23 protein-coding genes are annotated in these 22,534 nt (G+C 67.6%); 16 read left to right on the top strand and 7 right to left on the bottom strand.

Features of this window, described 5'->3' with window-relative positions:
* Positions 1–48 precede the first annotated feature (48 nt).
* The 3 genes from ACPL7H_RS15205 (at position 49) to ACPL7H_RS15195 (ending at position 1,783) form a co-directional block, all read left to right on the top strand.
* Positions 49–645, top strand: a complete 597-nt coding sequence (locus tag ACPL7H_RS15205) for a M15 family metallopeptidase (RefSeq protein WP_424797668.1) — start codon at positions 49–51, stop codon at positions 643–645.
* Positions 646–770: 125 nt separating this feature from the next.
* On the top strand, positions 771–1,484 hold the full coding sequence (locus ACPL7H_RS15200) for a response regulator (RefSeq protein WP_424797667.1): 714 nt from the start codon (positions 771–773) through the stop codon (positions 1,482–1,484).
* Positions 1,485–1,546: 62 nt separating this feature from the next.
* Entirely contained in the window at positions 1,547–1,783 is a 237-nt protein-coding gene (locus ACPL7H_RS15195) for an ATP-binding protein (protein WP_424797666.1), read from the top strand.
* 189 nt (positions 1,784–1,972) lie between these two features.
* Here the strand turns inward: ACPL7H_RS15195 and ACPL7H_RS15190 are convergent, their stop codons facing one another.
* Complete coding sequence (locus tag ACPL7H_RS15190; protein WP_424797665.1) at positions 1,973–2,779, bottom strand: prolipoprotein diacylglyceryl transferase; 807 nt, start codon at positions 2,777–2,779, stop codon at positions 1,973–1,975.
* Positions 2,780–3,167: 388 nt separating this feature from the next.
* On the opposite strand from ACPL7H_RS15190, the gene ACPL7H_RS15185 reads away from it, so the two are divergent.
* From ACPL7H_RS15185 to ACPL7H_RS15150, 8 genes are all read left to right on the top strand, one after another.
* Complete coding sequence (locus ACPL7H_RS15185) at positions 3,168–3,416, top strand: heavy-metal-associated domain-containing protein (protein ID WP_424797664.1); 249 nt, start codon at positions 3,168–3,170, stop codon at positions 3,414–3,416.
* Between the two features lie 5 nt (positions 3,417–3,421).
* Positions 3,422–6,544 carry a heavy metal translocating P-type ATPase gene (locus tag ACPL7H_RS15180; RefSeq protein WP_424797663.1) on the top strand — a complete coding sequence of 1,041 codons (3,123 nt, stop codon included), beginning with the start codon at positions 3,422–3,424 and terminating at the stop codon, positions 6,542–6,544.
* Positions 6,545–6,608: 64 nt separating this feature from the next.
* The gene (locus ACPL7H_RS15175) at positions 6,609–6,887 is read left to right on the top strand and encodes a metal-sensitive transcriptional regulator (protein WP_424789323.1); all 279 of its coding nucleotides are present in this window, start codon (positions 6,609–6,611) and stop codon (positions 6,885–6,887) included.
* Positions 6,888–6,902: 15 nt separating this feature from the next.
* On the top strand, positions 6,903–7,196 hold the full coding sequence (locus ACPL7H_RS15170) for a DUF4193 domain-containing protein (protein WP_424797662.1): 294 nt from the start codon (positions 6,903–6,905) through the stop codon (positions 7,194–7,196).
* Positions 7,197–7,248: 52 nt separating this feature from the next.
* Positions 7,249–8,301, top strand: a complete 1,053-nt coding sequence (locus ACPL7H_RS15165; RefSeq protein WP_424797661.1) for a type II glyceraldehyde-3-phosphate dehydrogenase — start codon at positions 7,249–7,251, stop codon at positions 8,299–8,301.
* Between the two features lie 59 nt (positions 8,302–8,360).
* The gene (locus ACPL7H_RS15160; protein ID WP_424789321.1) at positions 8,361–8,510 is read left to right on the top strand and encodes a hypothetical protein; all 150 of its coding nucleotides are present in this window, start codon (positions 8,361–8,363) and stop codon (positions 8,508–8,510) included.
* A gap of 11 nt (positions 8,511–8,521) precedes the next feature.
* Positions 8,522–9,550, top strand: coding sequence for a DMT family transporter (locus ACPL7H_RS15155; RefSeq protein ID WP_424789320.1), 1,029 nt, complete (start codon positions 8,522–8,524; stop codon positions 9,548–9,550).
* On the top strand, positions 9,547–12,507 hold the full coding sequence (locus tag ACPL7H_RS15150; protein ID WP_424797660.1) for an HAD-IA family hydrolase: 2,961 nt from the start codon (positions 9,547–9,549) through the stop codon (positions 12,505–12,507). Before ACPL7H_RS15155 ends, ACPL7H_RS15150 begins: the two co-directional genes overlap by 4 nt.
* A gap of 105 nt (positions 12,508–12,612) precedes the next feature.
* Here ACPL7H_RS15150 and ACPL7H_RS15145 read toward each other — a convergent pair whose 3' ends face one another.
* The 3 genes from ACPL7H_RS15145 to ACPL7H_RS15135 form a co-directional block, all read right to left on the bottom strand.
* Positions 12,613–12,918 (bottom strand): hypothetical protein, encoded by a 306-nt coding sequence (locus ACPL7H_RS15145; RefSeq protein ID WP_424797659.1) that lies wholly within the window; start codon positions 12,916–12,918, stop codon positions 12,613–12,615.
* Entirely contained in the window at positions 12,860–14,014 is a 1,155-nt protein-coding gene (locus ACPL7H_RS15140) for a glucose-6-phosphate dehydrogenase (protein WP_424797658.1), read from the bottom strand. Before ACPL7H_RS15140 ends, ACPL7H_RS15145 begins: the two co-directional genes overlap by 59 nt.
* A gap of 283 nt (positions 14,015–14,297) precedes the next feature.
* Complete coding sequence (locus tag ACPL7H_RS15135) at positions 14,298–15,002, bottom strand: alpha/beta fold hydrolase (RefSeq protein ID WP_424797657.1); 705 nt, start codon at positions 15,000–15,002, stop codon at positions 14,298–14,300.
* 408 nt (positions 15,003–15,410) lie between these two features.
* On the opposite strand from ACPL7H_RS15135, the gene ACPL7H_RS15130 reads away from it, so the two are divergent.
* A complete protein-coding gene (locus ACPL7H_RS15130; RefSeq protein WP_424797656.1) occupies positions 15,411–16,217 on the top strand; it encodes a hypothetical protein in 807 nt (268 codons plus the stop codon).
* Positions 16,218–16,271: 54 nt separating this feature from the next.
* On the opposite strand, the gene ACPL7H_RS15125 is transcribed toward ACPL7H_RS15130, so the two are convergent.
* Positions 16,272–16,826 (bottom strand): hypothetical protein, encoded by a 555-nt coding sequence (locus ACPL7H_RS15125; RefSeq protein ID WP_424797655.1) that lies wholly within the window; start codon positions 16,824–16,826, stop codon positions 16,272–16,274.
* A gap of 251 nt (positions 16,827–17,077) precedes the next feature.
* Here ACPL7H_RS15125 and cmtR point away from each other — a divergent pair, with 251 nt between their 5' ends.
* The 3 genes from cmtR to ACPL7H_RS15110 all read left to right on the top strand — a co-directional run bounded on the left by cmtR (position 17,078) and on the right by ACPL7H_RS15110 (position 19,736).
* Positions 17,078–17,437, top strand: a complete 360-nt coding sequence (cmtR, locus tag ACPL7H_RS15120; protein ID WP_424797654.1) for a Cd(II)/Pb(II)-sensing metalloregulatory transcriptional regulator CmtR — start codon at positions 17,078–17,080, stop codon at positions 17,435–17,437.
* 156 nt (positions 17,438–17,593) lie between these two features.
* Complete coding sequence (locus tag ACPL7H_RS15115) at positions 17,594–18,202, top strand: cadmium resistance transporter (RefSeq protein WP_110854002.1); 609 nt, start codon at positions 17,594–17,596, stop codon at positions 18,200–18,202.
* Between the two features lie 550 nt (positions 18,203–18,752).
* Positions 18,753–19,736, top strand: a complete 984-nt coding sequence (locus ACPL7H_RS15110) for an aldo/keto reductase (protein WP_424792961.1) — start codon at positions 18,753–18,755, stop codon at positions 19,734–19,736.
* A 97-nt stretch (positions 19,737–19,833) separates the two neighbouring features.
* Here the strand turns inward: ACPL7H_RS15110 and ACPL7H_RS15105 are convergent, their stop codons facing one another.
* The gene (locus ACPL7H_RS15105) at positions 19,834–20,709 is read right to left on the bottom strand and encodes an aldo/keto reductase (RefSeq protein ID WP_424792962.1); all 876 of its coding nucleotides are present in this window, start codon (positions 20,707–20,709) and stop codon (positions 19,834–19,836) included.
* The gene (locus ACPL7H_RS15100) at positions 20,706–21,572 is read right to left on the bottom strand and encodes a helix-turn-helix transcriptional regulator (protein ID WP_424797653.1); all 867 of its coding nucleotides are present in this window, start codon (positions 21,570–21,572) and stop codon (positions 20,706–20,708) included. Before ACPL7H_RS15100 ends, ACPL7H_RS15105 begins: the two co-directional genes overlap by 4 nt.
* 233 nt (positions 21,573–21,805) lie before the next feature.
* On the opposite strand from ACPL7H_RS15100, the gene ACPL7H_RS15095 reads away from it, so the two are divergent.
* Complete coding sequence (locus tag ACPL7H_RS15095; RefSeq protein ID WP_424797652.1) at positions 21,806–22,354, top strand: flavodoxin; 549 nt, start codon at positions 21,806–21,808, stop codon at positions 22,352–22,354.
* Positions 22,355–22,534: the final 180 nt, after the last annotated feature.

The following is a 22,534-nucleotide window of genomic DNA, read 5'->3' as shown; positions in this document are numbered from 1 at the left end:
GGAGCGGATGCAGGCCGATAGGAGGGAGTAGACGACGAACGGAGGACGGTGGACGGGATCCTCGCCATCTCTCATCGCGTGGCGCAGATCGAGGCGACCCTCGGCTCGGTCGCGGCCCCACGCGTGCAGCCCTCCGCAGCACCTGCCGCATCATTCGCCGAAGTCCTCGCCAACGCCGTCGCCGACACGACCCCGACTGTGACCGCAGCATCTTCCAACCTTGGACCATCTGGGTTCCAGGTCAATACCGACGGCATACCGGTCGATCTCGCGGCCTACGGAAACGGCCGCATCCCTCGAGACGCTCTCGAACCAGTGGGCAACACCGGCCACAGACTGTGGGCACCCGCCGCCCAGTCCTTCGAGAAACTGCTGACGGCGGCTGCGGCCGACGGCGTGACCATCGGCGTCACCGACTCCTACCGCCCCTACGACGTGCAGGTCGACGTCGTTCGACGCAAGGGCCTGTACTCCGAGGGCGGCCTGGGCGCCAGGCCGGGCACCAGCCAACACGGCTGGGGAATGGCCGTGGACCTCGACCTGAACGCACCGGCGCAAGCATGGATGCGCACAAACGCCGCACAGTTCGGATTCGTCGAGGACACCCCGCGCGAGCCCTGGCACTGGGCATTCCAACCCTCCTAAATACGGAGATCCGGTACCCGCCGATTTCAGCCCACACTCTGGGTGTTGCACGCGCCGGTAACGCTTGCGGATGACTGCCCGCGAGCCTGGGACCAATACCTGCGCCGACCGCGAGAATGAAGGACATGAATTCGGAACCTTCTGACGTGAACCTGCCCCGAGTACTTGTCGTAGACGATGAGCCACCGCTGGCACGACTGGTCGCGAACTACCTGGAACAGCACGGTTTCGAGGTACAGGTCACTGGTGACGGCAGCGACGCGATCCAGCGGGCTCGCCAGTGGCATCCCGGCGTGATCGTGCTCGACCTCGGCCTGCCGGGAACAGATGGTGTCGAGGTTTGCCGCGCGGTACGCACCTTCTCCGACTGTTACATCATCATGCTCACCGCTCGGGCGGAGGAGGTGGACAAACTCATCGGGCTGTCGGTGGGCGCCGATGACTACGTCACCAAACCCTTCAGTCCGCGTGAGTTGGTCGCCCGGGTGCGGGCCATGCTGCGTCGCCCACGCCAGGACACCGGGCCGCGCGGGGCGGGCGTGTCCTTCGGCTCGCTGAGCATCGATGTCCTGAGCCGGGAGGTATACATCGAGGGGGAGCCCGTAGGGCTGACCCGCACTGAGTTCGACGTCCTCGCGGCGCTGGCGGAGCGCCCGAACATGGCCTTCTCGCGCCGTCAACTCATCGAGACAGTGTGGGGACCGGGGTGGGTGGGTGATGAGCGCTTGGTCGATGTCCACATCGCGCAACTGCGGCGAAAACTCGGGGATGACGCCTCGGCGCCAAAGTTCATCAGGACGGTGCGGGGCGTGGGCTACCGGATGGGCCGCGGGGAGTGATCCCCGCACCGCGCGGTCGGTGGGGTCTCGGCGCCCGGCTCCTGGCCACCCTGAGGCTGTCGGTGGCAGCCGGATCGCTGCGGCACCTACCGTATCTCTTCGAGCGCCTCTACCGCGCCGAGGCGGCTTGGGACCGCGCCTACGAGTGGGCAGGAATCGGGCTCGCCATCAGTCACTCCATCGTCCGAGCCCACGGCGGCACCGTGACCGTGGACAGCGCAGGCCCAGACCACAGCGCTGTCTTCACCGTCGAACTGTCCCTGGTCGCCTCGAACCGGCCGCAGCCCCGCTCAACCTGACGGCGCGCTCTCCTTGGCGATCCTGATCGGGCAACTCGGGAGCCGATCGCGTCTCGTCGCGTGCCTCGGCGCCGGGAAAGAGAGCTCTGATGGCCCACATGCCAAGGGCCATGAAGACCAGGCAGATCGCGAGAAGCGGTATCCAAACGCCGATATCCATGACGGGTCCTCCTGCCTGTCCCGGTCCGGTCACCTGACGGGTTCAGGCACGCCCGGCTCGGGGACCACGTGGTCTGCAGACCACTGATGAGTGCCGCTGCGAACAATCAGCGCGATGCTGACGGCGATGCTGACCAGGGCCCACAACTGGGGCTGTGTCAGGCCAAGGATGACCGGGTCGTTGGTCCGCAGGAACTCCACCAGGAAACGTGACAGGCCCGACAGGCCCAGGTACGCCCCAAAGACTGCCAAGGGCGCCCACCGCCGGACAAGCACCACCAGGACGGCGGCGGCAACCGCTGCCAGGATCGCCTCATACAGCGGGGTGGGGTGGACAGGCACATCTGTGGCGACCACGCCGGAGGGGAAGGCCATCCCCCACGGCAGATCGGTGGGACGCCCGTAGGTTCCATCACCACTGACGAAGCAGCCCAGTCGGCCGATGCCGTACGCCACCGTCAAGGGGACGGCGACCGCCCCAGCGACGATGTCCACCGGTAACTGGTGGCGCCGAATGACGACTAGGGCCGCAATGACGCCCCCCACCAGTCCGCCGTACCAGGTGAAGCCCATCCCGCCCAGGTCGTGCACGGTGATGGCGGGATATTGTTCGAGCAGGTAGTAGATCTTCGCGCCGACGAACCCCCAGAGCGTCGCCCACAGCACCAGCGCGTGAGCGGAGTCCTTCTTCAGCCCCCGCCGTTCGAAGGCCCGACCCAGCAACCACGCAGCCACCAGGGCAGCGGCCGCCTTGCTCACTCCGTAACTTTGCACATCGATCCCGAGGATCGTGAACAATTCCGGACGCATGCTCTCCCCACTTCTCGTGTCACGCATCACCGCTCCGCCGGCGGTGTCTTTCACACCACGATGACCGACGTTCACGAAGAAGACTTGCGCCGTTGGATGAAGGTTCGCTGAAGACACTGAACGCCCGCTTTGAGTAGTCACGGGCGAGTTGCCGCGCGACTGCGCCCACCAGGCCCTCGAGCCCTTCGGCGCCTCCCACCGCGGGGCGGCGGTCGCTTCTTCGAAGGTTCTTCGCTCTGAATTCTCGAATGGGGGTCTGGCCGTGGCCCGGAGGCACCGCTCCCCCGTTCCTTCAAGCCGTGCAGCAACCGCCACCACGTCTTCATGGTTTCTTCATCGTCCCTTCGGCGGTATGGACACATTCGGGTGGTTATCTGGTACGCATACCCAGCAGGGGTATAGGAGGTGTGGGACTGTGAAGACGAAGGTGTATCGAGTGTGGGGGCTGACGTGCGAGGTGTGCCTGGCGCGGCTGCTGGAGCGGGTGCGCAACTTACCCGGTGTGAGGACCGCCGCGCTCGATCTGGTCAGAGATGGTGAGTCGCGTCTGGCGCTCACCGCCAGCCCCGCCCTCCCGCCGCAGGCCGTTCGTGCCGCGGTCGAGGACACCGGGTTCTCCCTGTCCGCCCCGGCTGCCGAGTCAGCAGCATCTACGGAGGTGTGATCGTCATGAGTGTGCTCGATTGGTCAGTGATAGTCGGCGGTGTTGTGTTGACCGCGTTGCTGGTGTGGTACTTCTTCGGCCCGAAGCAGTCGCGCCGCGCCGAAGTCGCCGGCGGCGTGCAGGAAGTGACGGTCACCGTCAGGGGCGGCTACAGCCCCGACCTCATCGAGGTTCAAGCCGGGATGCCGGTGCGGTTGCTGTTCGACCGGCAAGAAGGCGGGGACTGCTCCTCCCGGGTGATGTTCCCCGAGTTCAAAATCAACCAGGGCCTGCCGGCCAACACTGTCACCGCGGTGGAGTTCACCCCCACCTCCGCCGGGGAGTACGGCTTCGCCTGCGGGATGAACATGCTCCAGGGCAGGGTGCGGGTCGTGGGCGAGCCGGGCCACGAGTCCGCTGGCGGGCGCGCGGCAGTTGCGGTGGCCGAACGGCTCGGCCATGACCACGGCGGGGTGGCCCCGCGCATCCAGGACCACCACGGCACTCCGAGCGGCGAGGTCGGGCACGGGGAGCTGGTGGATGGTGTGCAGGTCGCCGAGGTCAGGATCCGTGGCGGCTACCACCCCCAGGTGCTTCGACTGGCGCCCGGTGTGCCGGCACAGTTGGTCCTGGTCAGGCAGGAGAGTGGGGCGTGCTCTGAGCGATTCACCATCCCGGCACTCGACGTGGACGTCGCCGTCCCCGCCTTTGGCAGCACTGTCCTGGACGTTCCCGCCCTTGCCGAAGGGCGGTATGAGTTCACCTGCGGGATGGGGATGCTGCACGGTGCCCTCGAGATCGGTGACCCACCCGGCACAGACACCGGCACCGGCACCGGTTCCACCGGTGCCGAATCCCCGGCCCCGGTGGCGGTTTCACCGCCGGTAGCACCGGAGGAGGACGCTGAGGAGCAGGAGAGAGCCGCAGAGATCACCGACCTGCGCCGGCGGGTGCTGCTGGGGGCCGTGTTGAGCCTGCCGGTCGTGCTGGCGGTGATGGCGGTGGAGTTCTTCGCCGCAGCGTGGGTCCCGGACTTCTTGATGAACAATTGGGTGCAGTTGGCACTGATCACCCCGGTGATGTTCTACACCGGCTGGCCCATCCACAAGACCGGGTGGCTAGCCCTGTCCCACCGCACCGCGGAGATGAACTCCCTGATCACCCTCGGCACGATCGCCGCCTACGGCTACAGCCTGGTGGTCACGTTCGCCCCGGGGCTGCTGCCCGTGGAGACCCGGGAGGTCTATTACGAGGCGGTCGGGGTCATCATCACCCTGATCTTGCTGGGCCGGCTATTGGAGACCAAGGCCAAGGCCGGCACCGGGGAAGCGATCCGGACTTTGATCGGTCTGCAGCCGCGCACCGCCCGGGTGGTGCGCGCCGGGCAGGAGCTGGAGATCCCTATCGATGAGGTCGTGGCCGGTGACGTGGTCGTGGTCCGTCCCGGGGAGAAGCTGCCGGTGGACGGGCAGGTGGTGGAGGGCACGTCCACGGTGGATGAGTCGATGGTCACTGGGGAGCCTATCCCGGTGACGAAGTCCTCCGGTGATGAGGTCATCGGCGCCACCATCAACCAGACCGGTTCTTTCCGGTACGCCGCTACCAAGGTCGGTGCGGACACGATGCTGGCCCAGATCATCAACCTGGTGCGCCAGGCGCAGGGGTCCAAGGCCCCGATCCAGCGCCTGGTGGACAAGGTCTCCAGCTACTTCGTGCCCGCGGTGATCCTCATCGCGATCTGGGCGTTCGTGGTCTGGACCCTCGTGGGCCCCTCACCGGCACTCATCTTCGCCCTGGTCGCCGCGGTCTCCGTGCTCATCATCGCCTGCCCCTGCGCGCTGGGGCTGGCCACACCGCTGTCCATCACCGTGGGCACCGGCAAGGGAGCTACCGCCGGCATCCTCATCCGGTCGGCCGAGGCGCTGGAGACTGCGCACAGACTCGACACGGTGGTGCTGGACAAGACCGGCACGATCACCAAGGGCGCCCCGGCCCTGACCGACGTGCTGCCCGGCGAGGGCTTCACCGACATCGAGTTGCTCACCCTGGTCGCGGCGGTGGAACGCTCCTCCGAGCACCCGCTGGCCAGCGCCATCGTCGCCGGTGCCCAAGACCGCGGCGTGCGGCTTCCCGAGGTGGCCTCGTTCGACTCGGTCACCGGGCAGGGCGTGCGTGCCTTGGTCGAGGGCCGGGAGGTCCTCGTTGGTAACCGGCGCCTGCTGGGCAGTGTCGGGGTGCAGCCGCAGACTGACGCCGCGGACCGTTTGGCCGCGGACGGCAAGACCCCGATGTTCGCCGTCGTCGACGGGCGTTTCGCTGGGGTGATCGGCGTGGCCGACACGCTCAAGGACGGGTCGGTGGCCGCCATCGCCGCCTTGCAGAAGCGTGGCATCGACGTGGTGATGATGACCGGGGACAACCGTGCCACGGCTGCGGCCATTGCCCGCCAGGTTGGCATCACCCGGGTGGTGGCCGAGGTCATGCCCGAGCATAAGGCCGCCGAGGTCAAGCGCCTGCAGGGCGAGGGCCGGGTGGTGGGCATGGTCGGTGACGGCATCAACGACGCCCCGGCCCTGGCTCAAGCTGACGTCGGCTCGGCGATCGGCACCGGCACCGACGTGGCGATCGAGTCCTCCGACATCACCTTGATCTCCGGGGCACTGTCCGGAGTGGTCACCGCGGTGGACCTATCTCGGGCCACGATGCGTAACATCCGGCAGAACCTGGTCTTCGCGTGGATGTATAACGCGATGGGGATCCCGATCGCCGCTGGGGTGCTCTACCCCGCCCTGGGCCTGATGCTCAGCCCGATGATCGCTGCGGCCGCGATGGCACTGTCCTCCCTGTCCGTGGTGGCCAACGCCAACCGCCTGCGCGCTTTCACCCCTTCGACTGTCCCCGAGGTCACCAACATCCCCGCCTCCGACCCGGTGGTGGAGGTTGGGCTCGACGACGAACAAGGAACGCAGAACACCATGTCCAACAACTCTGCACAGGTCACCGACCCGGTGTGCGCGATGAGCATCGACCCAGCATCCGCCGCCGACAGCGCCGAGCACGAGGACAACACCTACTACTTCTGCTCCATCCACTGCGCGCAGACATTCCGGGCAGACCCGGCCAGATACGCCACCTCGCTGGCTCCCTAACCCACACACCCCGCGGGCGCCGGCATCACGCCGGTGCCCACGAAGATCCCGGGAGGCGATCACGATGACCACCGACCAGCACACACGGGCCCTGCTGCTCCGGCTGCGCCGGATCGAAGGCCAGGTCCGCGGCATCGCCCGCATGGTCGAGGACGACAAGTACTGCATCGACATCCTCACTCAGGTTTCGGCCGCTTCCCGGGCGCTGCAGAGCGTGGCATTGGTGCTGCTTGAGGGGCACATGGCCCACTGCCTGCTTGACGCCGCACAAGTTGACGAACTCCAGCAGGAAGCCAGGCTCAAGGAGGCCTCCGATGCCATCGCCCGCCTGGTCCGCAGTTGAGGGAGGGGGAAGTTCGTGGCCATCGACTATGACGCCCCACGCCCCCGCGAGGAGGATGGGCCCGACACGATGCCCCTGACCGCGCTGACCCGGGCAGCGCCGGCGCACCAGGAGGAGGCCGACGAGGCCGAGTTAGCCGAGCAGTATGAGTTGCCCGGCGCGGACCTGTCAGGTGAGGAGCTGGCCGTGGCGGTGGTGCCCCCACAGAAGGACGAGTTCCTCTGCACCCGGTGCTTCCTCGTCCACCACCACAGCCAACTGGCCCACCACGACGCTGGCCTGCCGGTGTGCGCCGAATGCGCGTCCTGACCGCGGGGCCATCGAAGGCATGATGACAAGAACGAAACGAAGGAGAGTTGAGATGAACGTTCAGGTAGCCATCAACGGTTACGGCGTGATCGGTAAACGAGTGGCCGACGCGGTGCGGGCCATGCCCGACATGGACCTGGTGGGGGTGGCGGACGTGGCCACCGACTGGCGAGTGCGTACCGCGACCGAGCGGGGCATCCCCGTCTTTGCCGCCACCGAACAGGCCGGTGCAGCCATGGCCCAGGCCGGGGTGCCGATGGCCGGCACCCTGGATGAACTGCTGGCCCAGGTCGATGTCGTGGTAGACACCACTCCCAAGAAGGTCGCCGCCACCAACGCCGAGGTCTACCGCGCTGCCGGGGTCAAGGCCGTGTTCCAAGGCGGGGAGTCCCACGCCACCACCGGGCACTCCTTCGTCGCCCAGGCAAACTACGACACAGCACTAGGCCTGCAGGCCACCCGGGTGGTCTCCTGCAACACCACCAGTATCGTGCGCGTGCTCGGCGCGCTGCAGGATGCGGGCCTGCTCGCCCGTGCGCGTGGGGTGCTGATCAGGCGGTCCACCGACCCCAGCCAGTCCCACCAGCGCGGCATCATGAACACCGTGGTCCCCGAGGACTCCATCCCCTCCCACCAGGGTCCCGACGCCCGCACAGTCCTGCCGAAGTTGGACGTGGTCACCATGGCCGCCAAGGCGGCCCACACCCAGACTCACAACCACTTCTGGACGCTGCAGTTGACCCGCCCGGCCAGCCGGGAGGAAGTCCTGGTCGTCCTGCGGGGCGCACCCAGGATCGCGTTCATCCGCATGGCCGACGGCCTAACCGCCTTGAATACCACCGTCGAACTCATGGGCGACCTAGGCCGGCCCCGCGGTGATATGTGGGAGGTTGCAGTCTGGGAGGACGTCCTGACCGTCGAGGGCGACGAGGCCTACCTGACCTACCAGGTCAACAACGAGGCCATCGTCACCCCCGAGACCATAGACGCGATCCGGGCCCTGACACAGACCGCCACCGACGGTGCAACGTCGATCGCACTGACCGATGAAGTCCTCGGGATGCGCCGCGAGTTCCTCCCCAGCCCTGTCCCCGTGACCGACTGACACCAGCCGGTGCTCGGCGCCCAGCACATCACGGCCGTGTGGCCGAGAAGGAGGCGATCATGACCACCACTGGTTCCACGGTCATCGTCACGATCAATGCTCTGCTGCTCAAACGGCTCCGGCTGCCCGCCCAACAAGCCCCGGACGCACCCCAGCGCGCCGTCCGGGAGCCGAAGCCCACCGCACCGGTGCCGGCCGGCACCCGCTGACCGGGGTCGACGTGGAAGTACATTCTGGCACCACCGCTTCGGCCGCTTCGGTAGCCGAAGCGGTGCCGCAGCGGCCGCGGCCGTTGCGGATGCTGTGGATCACCGCAGCCTGGGGGGCGTGCTTCGTGGTGATCGAGTGGGGCCTGCGCGACGCCCCGCTGCTGTGGTACGCCGCACTGCGTGCCCTGGTCGCCGGCGCCGCACTGGTGGCCCTGGGAGCCATCCAGCGCCGTCCGACCCCCCGCAGCGCACGTGCCTGGGGGCTGATCACGGTCCTCGGGCTGGTCAACGTCACGCTCGCCTTCTCAACCATGTTCGCCGGGGTTGCCGGTGGTGCGACCGGCACCGCCGCGGTGCTGGCCAACGCCCAGCCGCTGATGATCCTCCTGCCCGCCTGGTGGCTCTACGGGGAGAAACTCTCCCCCCGGACCACGTCCGCCCTGGTCGTCGGCTTCGCCGGGCTCGTCCTGGTCGCGCTGCCCGGCGGCGGGGGTAGCGGCGCCGCCCTGTCGCTGCTCTCGGCAGTGGCCGTGACCGCCGGCACCCTACTCTCCCGCCGTCTGGTCGGACTGGACCTGGTCACGGCCACCGGCTGGCACCTCCTCATCGGTGGGGTGGCCCTTGCCGGCCTCGCCGCGGCCGTGGAGGGTGCTCCGGTGATCAACTGGACCCCCCGCTTTGTTGTGTCGCTGGCGTTCCTGGCGCTGGTGGGCACCGCGGCGACCACGGTGGCGTGGTTCGGCGAGGCCCGCCGCAGCCGACTGGACACCCTGACCACCTGGACTTTCCTGACCCCCGTCCTCGGCATCGCCCTGGCCGCCGTCCTGCTGGGCGAACGCCCGGGCGGGTGGACCGCTGCCGGGCTCCTCGCCGTGCTGGCAGCCATGTGGATTACCCTGCGGCCACCACGCCGCACCACGACTCCCGCGCAGACCACCGGCCCGCCAGAAGTGGGCTTCGTCCCAGACCCGCGCCCGGGCATATCCGACAGCCGCCAGATGGCCACCGCACCGGACTTACCAACCGAAGGAGAAACGTGACGCACCCGACGACCCACCCGAGCCCGTCACCGGCGGCACCGGCCCCCACCGGGGCGGTCCCCCCGCAGGAGGCGGTGATCTTCGAACTAGACGGGGTAGTGACTGACACCGCCACCGAGCACGGAACCAAGGCTTTCCCCGGTGCCGTGGACCTGCTCAACCGGCTGCGGGCCGGTGGGGTGCCGGTCGCGTTAGTCACCGCCAGCCGCAACACCAGCGCGCTGCTGGAGGCCGCTGGCCTGGCGGGGGTCTTCGACGTGATCGTGGACGGGGACCGTGCTGCCGAGTTGGGCCTGCCCGGCAAACCCGACCCGGCGATGTTCCTCACAGCAGCCGCTGAGCTGGGCGTGAACCCGGCCCAGGTCGCCGTTGTGGAGGACGCTGTCGCCGGTGTCCAGGCGGCCCGCGCCGGCGGGTTCAGCCTGGTCGCGGGCATAGCCCGGGCTGGGCAGCGGGCCGAGCTGGAGGCCGCCGGGGCCCACCTGGTGGTCGAGGACGTCGCCCAACTCGACCTGGGTGCGTTACGCGCCGACCCCTGGACGCTCGTATACGAAGGTTTCGACCCCGCCCACGAGGGCCACCGCGAGGCACTGACCACCTTGGGTAACGGCTATCTCGGCACCCGGGGCGCGGCCCCGGAGCGTGCCGCTGACGGGGTGCACTATCCCGGCACCTACCTTGCCGGTGTCTACAACCGGCTCGTCTCCTCGGTCCATGGTCGCCAGATGGAGGACGAGCATCTGGTCAACGCCCCCAACTGGCTGATCCTCGACCTCGGCCCACAGGGCGCGCAGTCGTGGTGGTCCACCGGCGGCCTCACCGTGTCCGGGGAGAGGCGTGAGTTGGACCTGCGCCGCGGTGTGCTCACCCGGACCGCCGTGCTCACCGACCCGGGCGGGCGGCGGCTGCGGCTGCGGCAGCGGCGCCTGGTCTCTATGACCCGGCCGCACCTGACGGCCCTGGAGACGACCATGGTCCCCGACGGCTGGAGCGGGATACTGAAGGTGCGCTCCGGCATCGACGCTGGTGTCCGCAACGGCAACGTCGCCGAGTACACCGCGTTGGCCGACTGTCATTTGCGCACCACCGGCGCCGAGAAGGCCGGGCCGGGCACCCTTCTGGTGGAGGTGGAGACCGTCCAGAGCCAGGTCCGCATCGCCACGGCGGCCCGTACCACCGTCAACGGGGGCATCCCGGACGCAGACTTCGAGCGCGACCACGAACTGCACTCCCTGGTGCTCAAAGTGCCGGTCACAGACGGTGAACCGGTCACCATCGACAAGGTTGCCGCCGTGTACACGTCCAAAGACCCGGCGATCGCCTCGCCCCGGCTGGCGGCCCTGGGCGAGTTGACTGCCGCCCCGCAAGGGTTCGACGGGCTCCTCAACGAACACGTGGCGGCGTGGCAGCGGCTTTGGGACCGCTACGGGATAGAACTGGAGGCCGACACCCAGACCCGGCTGGTGCTCAACCTGCACGTCTTCCACCTGCTCCAGACCCTGTCCACGCACACCGCCGACTTGGACGCCGGCGTGCCGGCCCGCGGCCTGCACGGAGAGGGCTACCGCGGGCACGTGTTCTGGGACGAACTGTTCATCCTGCCGGTGCTCACCACACACCTGCCACAGGTCAGTCGCGGACTGCTGGACTACCGGTGGCGTCGCCTAGACGCCGCCCGTCGCGCCGCAGCGCAGGCGGAACTCCCCGGTGCGATGTTCCCCTGGCAGTCCGGCAGCGACGGGCGGGAGGAAACCCCCGTCATGCTGTTCAACACCCGCTCCGGACGGTGGATGCCGGACAACTCCCACCGCCAGCGCCACGTTGGCCTCGCTATCGCCTACAACGCCTGGGAGTACTACCAGGCCACCGGCGACCTCACCTGGCTCGCCCGTCGCGGCGCGGACCTGATCATCGAGGTCGCACGGCTGTTCACCGCCCTGGCTACGCACGACCCCAGCACCGACCGCTTCCACATCAGGGGTGTGATGGGACCCGATGAGTATCACGACGGCTACCCCGACGCGCCCGGCGAAGGCCTGACCGACAACGCCTACACCAACGTCCTGGCGGCGTGGGTATGCCAGCGGGCACTGGACGTCCTCCAGACCGTGGCCGGCCACGAGTGCGACGACCTACACGCCCGTCTCGACATCGCCCCAGAAGAGCCCACCACCTGGGAGCACCTCAGCCGGCGCCTGGCCGTGCCGTTCCTGCCCGATGGCCTCATCGCCCAGTTCGCCGGCTATGAAGCCCTCGCCGAGTTGGACTGGGACCACTATCGGCGCACCTACGGCAACATCGGGCGCCTGGACCTGATCTTGGAGTCCGAAGGGGATGCGACTAACCGGTACAAACTGGCCAAACAGGCAGACGTCCTCATGCTCATCTACCTCCTGGGACCCGACGGGCTGCTGAACATGCTCCACCGCCTCGGCTACCCCACCACCCGCCAGGTACTGGCCCGGACCGTGGAATACTACCTCGCGCGCACCGCGCACGGCTCCACCCTCAGCCGAGTCGTGCACGCCTCGGTCCTGGCCCGCCTAGACCCTGCCCGCGGGTGGGCCACCTTCCGTGAGGCCCTTGCCGCGGACCTGGACGACACCCAGGGCGGCACCACCCAAGAGGGCATCCACCTGGGCGCCATGGCCGGCACCATCGACATCCTCATCCGGTCCTTCGCGGGCCTTCACACCCAGGGCCCAACCGTTGTCCTGGACCCCGCACTACCGGCCGGACTGCCCGCCATGCGCTTCCGTATCCAGCACCGCGGCCAACGCCTCCACATCATCCTCGACGAGAACACCCTGACCGTCACCGCCGAGCCGTGCGCGGCCAACCCACACATCCGACTGCGAGTCGGGGAGCACGAAAGCGCCCTACCAGCCGGCACCACCCAGCGCTTCTCTGGGATCCCGGGCGCCGCGGTGACTCGGTTGTCCGGCCTATCTGAATAACTCTGGCGTTGTCTGGCCGGGGTGTGGACAGTCTCGAACGCCAGCGACACCAACACCGAGCCACGTGGCGCCACCGCCGCGCGATCACTCATGTCCCCTGAGCGGTCAGCGTGCGCGGCGCTCGAGCATCCACCCGTGCGGACCCGTGAGACGCTCAGCCTCCTGCGGCCCCCACGAGCCGAGCGCGTAAGGCAACGGGGGCGGGCGCTGGGGGCCCTGCACCGGCGCGAAGGCGGTGAAGGCCGCCCGCAGGCAATGGGAGGTGGTGAACAGCGAACGGTCCCCGACAAGAACATCGTGGAGCAAGGAGGCATAGGCGGAGATCGGCTCCCCGCCCGGCACCTCAGCCAAGTCAAGTTCGGTGTGCGCGAAACTCAACGCCCGACCCGGTCCGGGGGTGCTGACAGTCACACCGACAGCAAAGGCCCCGGGGCCACTGAAGTCGATCTCGATCGTGTTGCGCCCAGTGACGGCCGCGCCCAAAAGGACCCTGGGGCGGACGCATGATCAAGGTGATTCGCTGGGCCTTGCGAGCCATGCGCTTGCCGGTGCGCAGCACGAACGGGACGCCCCGCCACCGGTCGGTGTCGATCCACAGCCGGGCAGCGACAAACGTGTCCTGCCCGGAACCAGCCGCCACCCCGGCTATATCGGTATAGCCCTCGAACTGCCCCAGCACGACGTCCCTGACCGGATCCAGTGGCCGGAACGCCCCGATGACCGCATCCCGTGCGGCCACAACCGACTCCGGGTCCTGCACGTCCGCCGGCGGATCCATCGCCACCTGGCTGGCCACGTGGAACAGATGGGTGACCAGCATGTCCAGCGCCGCGCCGGTAGCGTCGTAGAACCCAGCCCGCTGGGCGACGTCGAGGTCCTCGGGCACGTCGATCTGTACCTGCTCAATCCCGTGGGCATCCCATTGCGAGCCGAACAGCCGGTTCGCAAAGCGCAACGCGTAGATGGCCTGCACCGCCTGCTTGCCGAGGAAATGGTCAATGCGGAAGACCTGCTCCTCGGTGAGCACCTTCTTCACCAGCGCGTCCAACGACTCAAAGTCTGCCAGCGACCTGCCGTAGGGTTTCTCGAAGACCACCCGGGCGCCCACCGCCAAGCCATGACGTCCCAGCCCCCGAGTAATCACCGGATACGCCGCCGGTGGCACGGCCAGAAAGTGCACGACCAACGGCTCACCGCCGCCCTCGGCCGCTAACTCACGCCGCGCGCGAACGAGAACCTCAGGCAGTGCACCGGGGTCGTCATCGGTGAACCCCCCGCCCGCGTAGCCGACCCGCAGGCATACCTGGTCCCAGTCCTCGGGCAGACCCAACTCGCTGCCCAGCAGGGAATCCCTCAGCCGGGCACGGAAGGCCTCCTCATCCAACCGGTCTGTGGAACAGCCGATCAAGCGCCACCTCTGGGGCAGCAATCCGCGCTCGTGCAACTCCACCAGGGCCGGCATCACCATGCGGTGAGCCAGGTCACCAGTGGCACCGAACAACACCACGATCACAGACTGAGTGGTTCCGGTCGCACTCCCGGGCGGTGATAACGATTCCAACTTAGACCTCCGTCAAAGATACCGGCGGAACGCTCAGGTTGCCGTGGTGTAGGCCTGCGGGTCGGCGTCGAATTCGGCGCAGCGCCCGCAGCAGACGCAGTAGCGCTCGCCCTCGAAGTCACAGCAGCACCTTTGCGGACCTCGGCTCATCCCCAAGCACCCTCACCGCAGGAGGATCCTCGACCGGGCACAGTCTGAACCCGGGCGAGGGTAACTGGTTCGAATGCAGTCAGATCAAGGGGAGTTCAGCGATGAACTCGTTGAAGTGGCTGTACCAGATGGTGTGTGCCGCACCGGCAATTCCTCGGACCACAACACCTGAGCGTTCAAGGCTGGCAACGGTCTCGTCGGGAACGTACAGACTAGGCTCCGGGCGGATGACGACGGCCCCAGCGGGCAAGGGCCAGGAGCCACCGGCGGCCGCAGAGACGGCGGCCGCAGTCGCTGGGTCAAAGAGTGCAGCGGCTTCGGCCTCAGTGCGGGCGTCGGCCTCGCTGTAGTAGGGGCGGGTGGCCCGCAGCCAGTCAAACGTGCGCACTCTCGCCTCTTGCGCGTAGCCGGCGTGTGCCTCGTCGCGGTCGCGGCCGCCACGAGCCGAGGTCGGGGCATCCACGATCACCGCGTTCTCGGGCCGGAGCTGTTCAAGGGCGGCTGCGAGAATCGTTCCCCCGTACGAATGGCCGATGGCCAACGTCGGCGCCACTGCTGAATGGTGGCGAGACGTCTCGATCACGGCGGCGACTGCGCCGTCAATAGTGAGGTTGGGGTCCCGAGGGGATCGGCCGTGGCCCGGCAGGTCGAACGCCAGGACGCGATAGCCTCGAGCCGCGAGCACCGGACCGACGCGATTCCAACTGCCCGATGACCCCATCATCCCGTGCAGCAGGATCGCTAGGCGCGCTCCGTGGCCCCATTGACGAGCATGCAGCTCCATGGGGACCACCCTCCCATGACGTGGCGATGCCGAGCGGGGTAGCCAACGGCCGACTGGCACGGAGAAGGTAACGACTCTCGGTTGAATTGCCCGCGCCCGCTTGAGGATCCTCCGCCGGACGACACCAGCGCCGCCGTCGAGGAAACGTCCTCACCGCGCCGGAGAGTGAGCAAGGTCGTGGACGTTGGAAGCATGGCTGGGCGTCGTTACGCAAGCCATCATGCGACTGTGGACGTGACTATGAGGGGCGCTGTCGAACTTCCGCGCGCGGTGCTCGTCGCAGGCGACTGCGTCGGACGGGTCCTTCTTGACCTGAGGATCGGTGGAACTGATGTCGAACTGTCATTCCCGACCTTGCCTCGCGAGATATCAAGTACCGGCGTCGACCGCCTGGGGCCCCCTGCGGGAATGGACGACCTGTCTGCAACTCTGGGCGAGCATGGTTGGGGCTACATGGGCTTCGGTGCCACGGCACCCGACTATCCTCCTCCCCTCGCGTCGTGGATGCGCGCGATCGGGATCCGTGCGTCATGGCGCGGAGCCGAGGGCGACGGTACGGAGGAGGCAGAGCACGCGGCTTTATTCGGAGCTGATTTCGACACCTGGTTCGCTCTGTTTGGTCGATGGTTGGAGTTGTGGAGCAGCCAGCGGATCGTGATGGCCGAGGAGCGCGCGTCGGGAACTAGAGGTCAGATGCAGCTCTCAGCTGATTCCCGTCCCGCTATCCGCACCGGCTGGTCCCCTCCGTTCCCACGTGTGACCTTCCACGGGTCTCAGGAAGCGATCCACTACGCAACTGCATCTGCCGCCGCGGCCAACGCATCAGAGGGGATCGAACTTCCGCTCGAGTGGGAACTGTGGCTGCGTGCGAGGTGGACAGATTTCCGCCGCTCTCTGATCGACGCGACAACGGCGGCCGAAACCGGGCTCGCCGCAGCCGTTCGCAGACTCTTGGGCGACGTCGGAGACGCCGCTTCCGAAACGATCATTCAGTCTGCGAATGGGCTCGTAGGCCTGGTAAAGCTACTTGAGTCTCTCCAGCCGGTTGCGAAGAGCCGGATCCCCCGCATCGCGGACCGTCTGGCGGGGCCGCGTAACCGTGCGGTGCACCGAGGTGCCGCTCCGGAACGCGGAGAACTAGAGGCGGCAATCCGCGAGTCGGAAGCCCTTCTTGACTTCTACTCCCCGCGACCGAACCTTCCCGGCGCCTCATAAGCCGATCCTCAAACGGCTGCACCCCGGCAAGCGGAGCGGCTTGCAACGTGGCGATCAGAGATCGTCATTGAGGTCGAGCAAAATCTCGCCGTCCTCCGCGTCACTCTCGGCGACGGCATCAGTCGTAAACGACTCCACCGTTGCGGTGTAGTAGCCGCCGCCCCGTGACACCCGCGTCTCGAAGTAGAACATGCAAGCATCGCCGGTGCTGGAGAGCCTCTGCTCCATCTGGGCAGTTCCCACAATTGATCCGGAGGCGTCCAAAATCTGCACCTGGGGTTCGTCCATCAGATCGGTGACTCGGTCGTGCAGGCTCTGCTGGGGGATCAACGGGAGGCAGTCCCCATCATCAGTCACGAGGGACACGTCCGGTGTGAGTACCAGGCCACCGCGCACAGTGAGCTGCGCTTCGGCCTCGGCACGCGCGCTGGCCTGCTCCTCGGCCAGCCGGTCGAGGATGCCTTCTTCGTATTCCGCCGTCTCGCCATCGGTGGCCGCCTGCTCAGTGGTCGGCGCCTCCTCCGGTGCCTCGTCAACCTGCGACGAGCACCCAGCGGACACGACGAGGGCCGCTGCCCCAAGTACGCCCAGAAGGCGATGCCGCGTCATGCACCTGAGTTTCGCACAGTACGCATCAGGTGACGAGGACTCGCCGGTTTTGCTCGCTGTACACAGTTCCGCAGATGAACAATTTGCGAGTCCGTCCGCACCGCTCGTAGTCCCCCTCGAAGCCGAGGTCAGTTACGTTCCGCAGGGGATTGCCTTGCGGCGTCATCCTGGCTTTGCATAGAGGGCCGCGGTCGGGCAGAGGTCGTTGGGAGAGAGGCTCGATAGGTCAGTGTGTGCTGTATGGTCAGCGCATGCTGACTACTACTTCGCGGCTGGACGTGATGAACCGGTTGGGCCGGGCGATGGCCGACCCGACCCGCTCCCGCATCCTCATGACGCTCCTCGAGGGCCCTGGCTACCCGGCGGTGCTCGCCCGGGATCTGGGCCTGACCCGGTCGAACGTGTCGAACCACCTGACCTGCCTGCGGGACTGCGGCATTGTCGTGGCCGAGCCCGAGGGGCGCCAGACGCGGTACGAGATCGCCGACCCGCACCTGGCCGCGGCGATGACCGCGCTGGTCGAGGTGACGTTGGCCGTCGATGAGAACGCCCCGTGCGTGGATGCCGCCTGCACGGTGCCCGGCTGCTGCCCGAGCGGGACCGTGGCATGAGCGCGACCACCCACGCGCCCGTCGAGGAGCTCGAAAGCGACGACGGCCTGCGCGCCGCACGCGCGCGCTCACCAGCCCGCGCTCGGACGCTGACCCACGGACAACGCGCCCCCCTGACCCACCGCCGCCAGTCCGGCGCGCCCTGAAAGGCACCCGATGGAACTGCTCACCCCGATCCTGCAGGCGATCGGCCTGTTCGTGGCCACGAACATCGACGACATCATCATCCTGTCCCTCTTCTACGCCCGCGGCGCCGGCCAGCGGGGCACCACCCGCAAAATCCTGCTCGGTCAGTACCTCGGCTTCGGAGGCATCCTGCTCGCCGCCGTGGTCGTCTCCCTCGGGGCTCGCTCCTTCCTGCCCGAGGACGCACTGCCCTACTTCGGTCTCATCCCCCTCGCCCTGGGCCTGTACGCGGCATGGCGAGCGTGGCGCAACCGCGATGACGATGACGACGACGAGGAGGCCAAGGTCGCCGACAAGCAGGTCGGAGTCCTGACCGTGGCCGCCGTGACGTTCGCCAACGGCGGGGACAACATCGGGGTCTACGTCCCCGTCTTCGCCACCGCGTCCACCACCGCGATCATCGCCTACTGCCTCGTCTTCCTCGCCCTGGTCAGCCTCCTCGTCCTCGCAGCGAAGTACGTCGCCACCCGGCGGCCCGTCGCCGAGGTCCTCGAACGCTGGGAGCACATCCTCTTCCCGCTGGTCCTCATCGGCCTCGGCATCGTCATCCTGCTCGAGGGCGGCGCCTTCGGCCTGTAGCACCGCGCGGGTGAGTCTGGTAGTCGGCCGCTCCGACGTCGTCAGGACCCCGGGGCGCCTCGGCACACGACCCGCGCCTCTTCTTGGGCGGGAGCAGGGGGAGGTCGGAGCTTCCATGAGCGTTGACCGTCCCGTAGGAGGAACGGTCACCGGGCACTTTCTACCCAGCCCGCCACTGGCGTGATTGCTGCCCTCAGCGGTGTGGACTTGATCAGTAAGTGGCGTGCTTCTGTGAGTTAGTAGGTGGCGTTAGCCGGTGACCAGGGTGCTGGTGGCGGCCTCGATCACTTTGTCAGTGATGAAGTGAGCTGGCTTCTCTTCAGGACGAGGACCATGCTGGCCCGGGTCTGATGCACAGCCTTCGCTGCAGCACGCTGAGCGCCGCACATCGTGACACCCGCGCAGCGGTCCCGGCTCCTTCGGGTTCACCGTGAATTGACGCGATCACGCTAGGTCGTGGTTGCGCCTGGAGGGAGGAACTCGCAGTACGCCGTTAACCGGTGGGATCGCACCTAGCCTCGGAGCTGTCCACTCGCGAAGGAGACGCAGTATGGAGAAGCGCACATTCGGCACCGGCCTGGAGGCCGCGGCGATCGGATTCGGTTGCATGGGGCTCAGTCACGGATACGGCAAGAAGGTCGCGGACGAGCACGGTATCGAGGTGATCCGCCGCGCAGTCGAACTCGGGGTGACGTTCTTCGACACCGCCCAGGTCTACGGCCCGTTCGTGAACGAGGAGCTGGTCGGCAAGGCCCTTGCCCCCGTCCGTGACCAGGTCGCGATCGCCACGAAGTTCGGTTTCGACTTCGTAGGCACCCGCGAGTCCGGGCTGAACAGCACACCGGAGTACATCCGCACGACCGTGGACGCTTCACTGCAGCGCCTCGGCGTGGAGAAGATCGACCTGCTCTACCAGCACCGCGTCGACCCCGACGTGCCGATCGAGGACGTCGCCGGCACCGTCAAGGAGCTGATCGAGGGCGGGAAGGTCGGTCACTTCGGCCTGTCCGAAGCAGGCGTCGCCACGATCCGCAGCGCGCATGCCGTGCAGCCTGTGACGGCGCTGCAGAGCGAGTACTCCCTGTGGTGGCGTGAGCCGGAGGTCGAGATCCTGCCGACCCTGGAGGAACTGGGGATCGGCCTGGTGCCGTTCAGTCCGCTCGGCAAGGGTCTGCTCACCGGAACGGTCGACGGTTCGACCGTGTTCGCTGACGGGGATGTTCGTGCGACGCTGCCGCGGTACAGCGAGCAGAGCCGCGCCGCCGGGGCGCAGCTTGTCGACCTGGTCTCCGAGATCGCCGGGCGCAAGGATGTGACGCCTGCGCAGGTTTCCCTGGCCTGGCTGCTCTCGCAACGACCGTGGATCGTGCCGATCCCCGGCACGACGAAGATCCACCGCCTGGAGGAGAACGTCGGCGCATCTACCGTCGAGTTGAGCGACGAGGAGCTGGCGCAGCTGGCCGAGCAGTCCGCCCTGATCGATACGACGGCTCCGCGCTATCCAGAGAAGATGCAGAAGTGGATCGACCGCTGACCCACCTGAACGCGAAGTGCCCCGCGTGCCGTGAGGCACGCGGGGCACTTGTCTGTGCGGACCCGCCGTCGAGGACATCTCAGCGGCGGCCTGCTGGTCAGGCTTCGGGGATGTCGCGGTGGAAGTTCTCCAGCGTGATGATGTCGGGGTCCGGACCGCTGCGGACGCCGGTGTCGAGTCCGTCGATCCGAGTGAGCTCCTCGTCGGTGAGCTCGAAGCCGAAGACGTCGAAGTTCGCGGCGATGCGCTCGGGCTTGACCGACTTCGGGATCGCGGAGCGGCCCTGCTGCAGGTGCCAGCGGATCATGACCTGCGCCGGGGTCTTGCCGTGCGTGGCCGCGATGTCGCCGATCACCGGGTCATTGAACGTCGAGCGGCTGGAGTCTCCGCGGTAGCTGGTGATCCCGCCCATCGGCGACCAGGCCTGGGTGAGAACGCCATGCTTGGCGTCGGCCTTCTGCACGTCAGGTTGGGTGAAGTAGGGGTGAACCTCGACCTGATTGACGGCCGGGGCGATCTCGGTCTCGGCGAGCAAGCGCTCGAGCACATCGGGCATGAAGTTGGAGACGCCGATCGCGCGGACCTTCCCGTCCGCGAGGAGCTTCTCCAGCGCCTTGTACGCGCCGACCGTCTTGGCGAAGTCCGCGGTCAGCGGCTGATGCAGCAGCAGGAGATCGATCTGGTCCACGCCGAGCTTGCCGGCAGACTTGTCGAAGGAGTGCAGGGCCTCGTCGTAGCCGTAGTCGGAGATCCACAGCTTCGTCTCGATGAACACCTCCGAGCGGTCGATGCCGGAAGCGCGGATCCCTTCGCCGACCTCGCGCTCATTGAAGTACGACGCGGCGGTGTCGATGAGGCGGTATCCGACGCGCAGCGCCTCAGCGACCGAGGCGACGGTCTCCTCGGGCGGGGTCTGGAAGACGCCGAAGCCCAGGGCGGGCATCTCGACGCCGTTGTTCAGAGTGATGGTCATGCTCTCTCCTCGTGGTGCGTGGTCTGGTCGCTGGCGGCGAGGCTTCCCAGCAGTGCCAGGCGGTCCTCGCTCGGGGTCCCGGGTTCGGCGGTGTAGCCGAACATGAACCATTCGGGGTTGGCCGGGAAGTCCATCGCCTCGTACACCAGCTCGAGGTCGCCGACCTCGGGGTGGTGGATGCGCTTGATGCCGGTGCGGTGGTGGCGCACATCGTGGGCTGCCCACCGCACTCGGAAGTCGTCGCTGCGGGTGGCGAGCTCGCCGATCAGGTCGGTCAGGTGCTTGTCCCGGGGGCTCTGCCCGGCGTAGGTGCGCAGCGAGGCGACGATGTTGGTCGCGCTCTCTTCCCAGTCGGGGAAGAAGATGCGGGAAGCGGGGCTGAAGAAGACGAAGCGAGCTGTGTTGCCACGGCTGGCCGGATCCTCCAGCAGCGGCTTGTACAGGGCTCGGCCCATCGGATTGCCGGCCACGAAGTCCATGCGCCGGTCCCGCACCCACACGGGCATCGCGACGGCGTCGATGAACCGCTGCAAGCTCGGCCGGAACGGCTGCTCGGCCTTCTTCCGGCGCCGGGCGGGTTGGGAACCGGCGGCCTCGGCGAGGGCATGGAGGTGGTCGGTCTCGGCCTCGTCCAGGCGCAGCGTTCGTGCGAGGCTGTCGAGAACCTCGCTCGAGACGCCACGGAGGTCGCCGCGTTCCATCCGCGCGTAGTACTCCACGCTGACGCCGGCCAGCATGGCGACCTCCTCGCGACGCAGGCCCGGCACCCGGCGCCGGCTGCCGGGAAGAATTCCTGCCTGCTCCGGCGTGATGCGGTTCCGACGGGTGCGCAGGAAGTCTCCGACCTCGTCCTTCTGGTTCATGCCCTCCACGCTACGGACCGCCGCCGCTCCGAGGGAGGAACTGGCAGTGCACGGATAAGCAGGCCCTCCCGGAAGCAGCTGAGCGCCTGTGGACTGGCACCGTGACCGAGATCAGCCGAAGGACCCTCGTGGGCGCGACCGGACTTGCCGGGCTCGCGACCCTCGCCGGTTGCGCGCCGCCGGATGACTCTCGCTCCGCCGACCCACCGCAGACACCGGATGAGAGTCCCGACATGACACCCAGCGCTGCACCGTCCTCCGGCGCGAGCACCCTGCTCGTCTACTTCTCCCGGGCCGGCGAGAACTACTGGGAGGGCGGACGCCGTGACCTCGAGGTGGGCAACACCAAACGTCTTGCTCAGATGATCGTCGAACGAATCGACTGCGACGAGTTCGAGATCCGCGCCGCCGACCCGTATCCAGAGGCCTACGACCCGACCGTCGAGCGCAACCAGCGCGAGCAGAACGACGATGCCCGCCCTGGCCTCGCGGGAGAGCTCCCGGACGTCAGTGGCTACAACGCGGTGCTGCTGGGCAGTCCGGTGTGGAATGTCCGTGCCCCGATGATTCTGTCCACCTTCCTCGAGGGCGTCGATCTCTCTGGCATGCGGATCCTGCCGTTCGTCACCTACGCCGTCTCTGGCATGAGCGAGATCGACCAGGACTACCGTGACACCCTGCCCGAGAGCAACGTCGCAGACGGTCTCGCTGTCCGCGGAGAAGACGTCGATTCCGCCGCCGCCGACCTCGAGGCCTGGCTCCGGACGAACGGTCTGATGTAGGGCCATCCGCTCGGGAGGGGTGCACTGCCAGTGCCTTCCTCGGCCACCGTCGCGCTGATGCGATGAGGGAGACCGGCCCCAACACAACCGTAGGAAGACTCGAGCCTTGGCAGCACACCGAACTCCCGTCGCATCGTCCGGCATGGGGACAGTCACCTCCCGTGCCACCCGGAGAGCCGC

The organism is Pseudactinotalea sp. Z1732, from assembly GCF_049724975.1.
In the GTDB taxonomy this organism is placed as follows: Bacteria; Actinomycetota; Actinomycetes; order Actinomycetales; family Beutenbergiaceae; genus CALKWS01.
The sequence above is the reverse complement of the archived record's forward strand: the minus strand, read 5'-3'. Positions and strand labels throughout refer to the sequence as shown.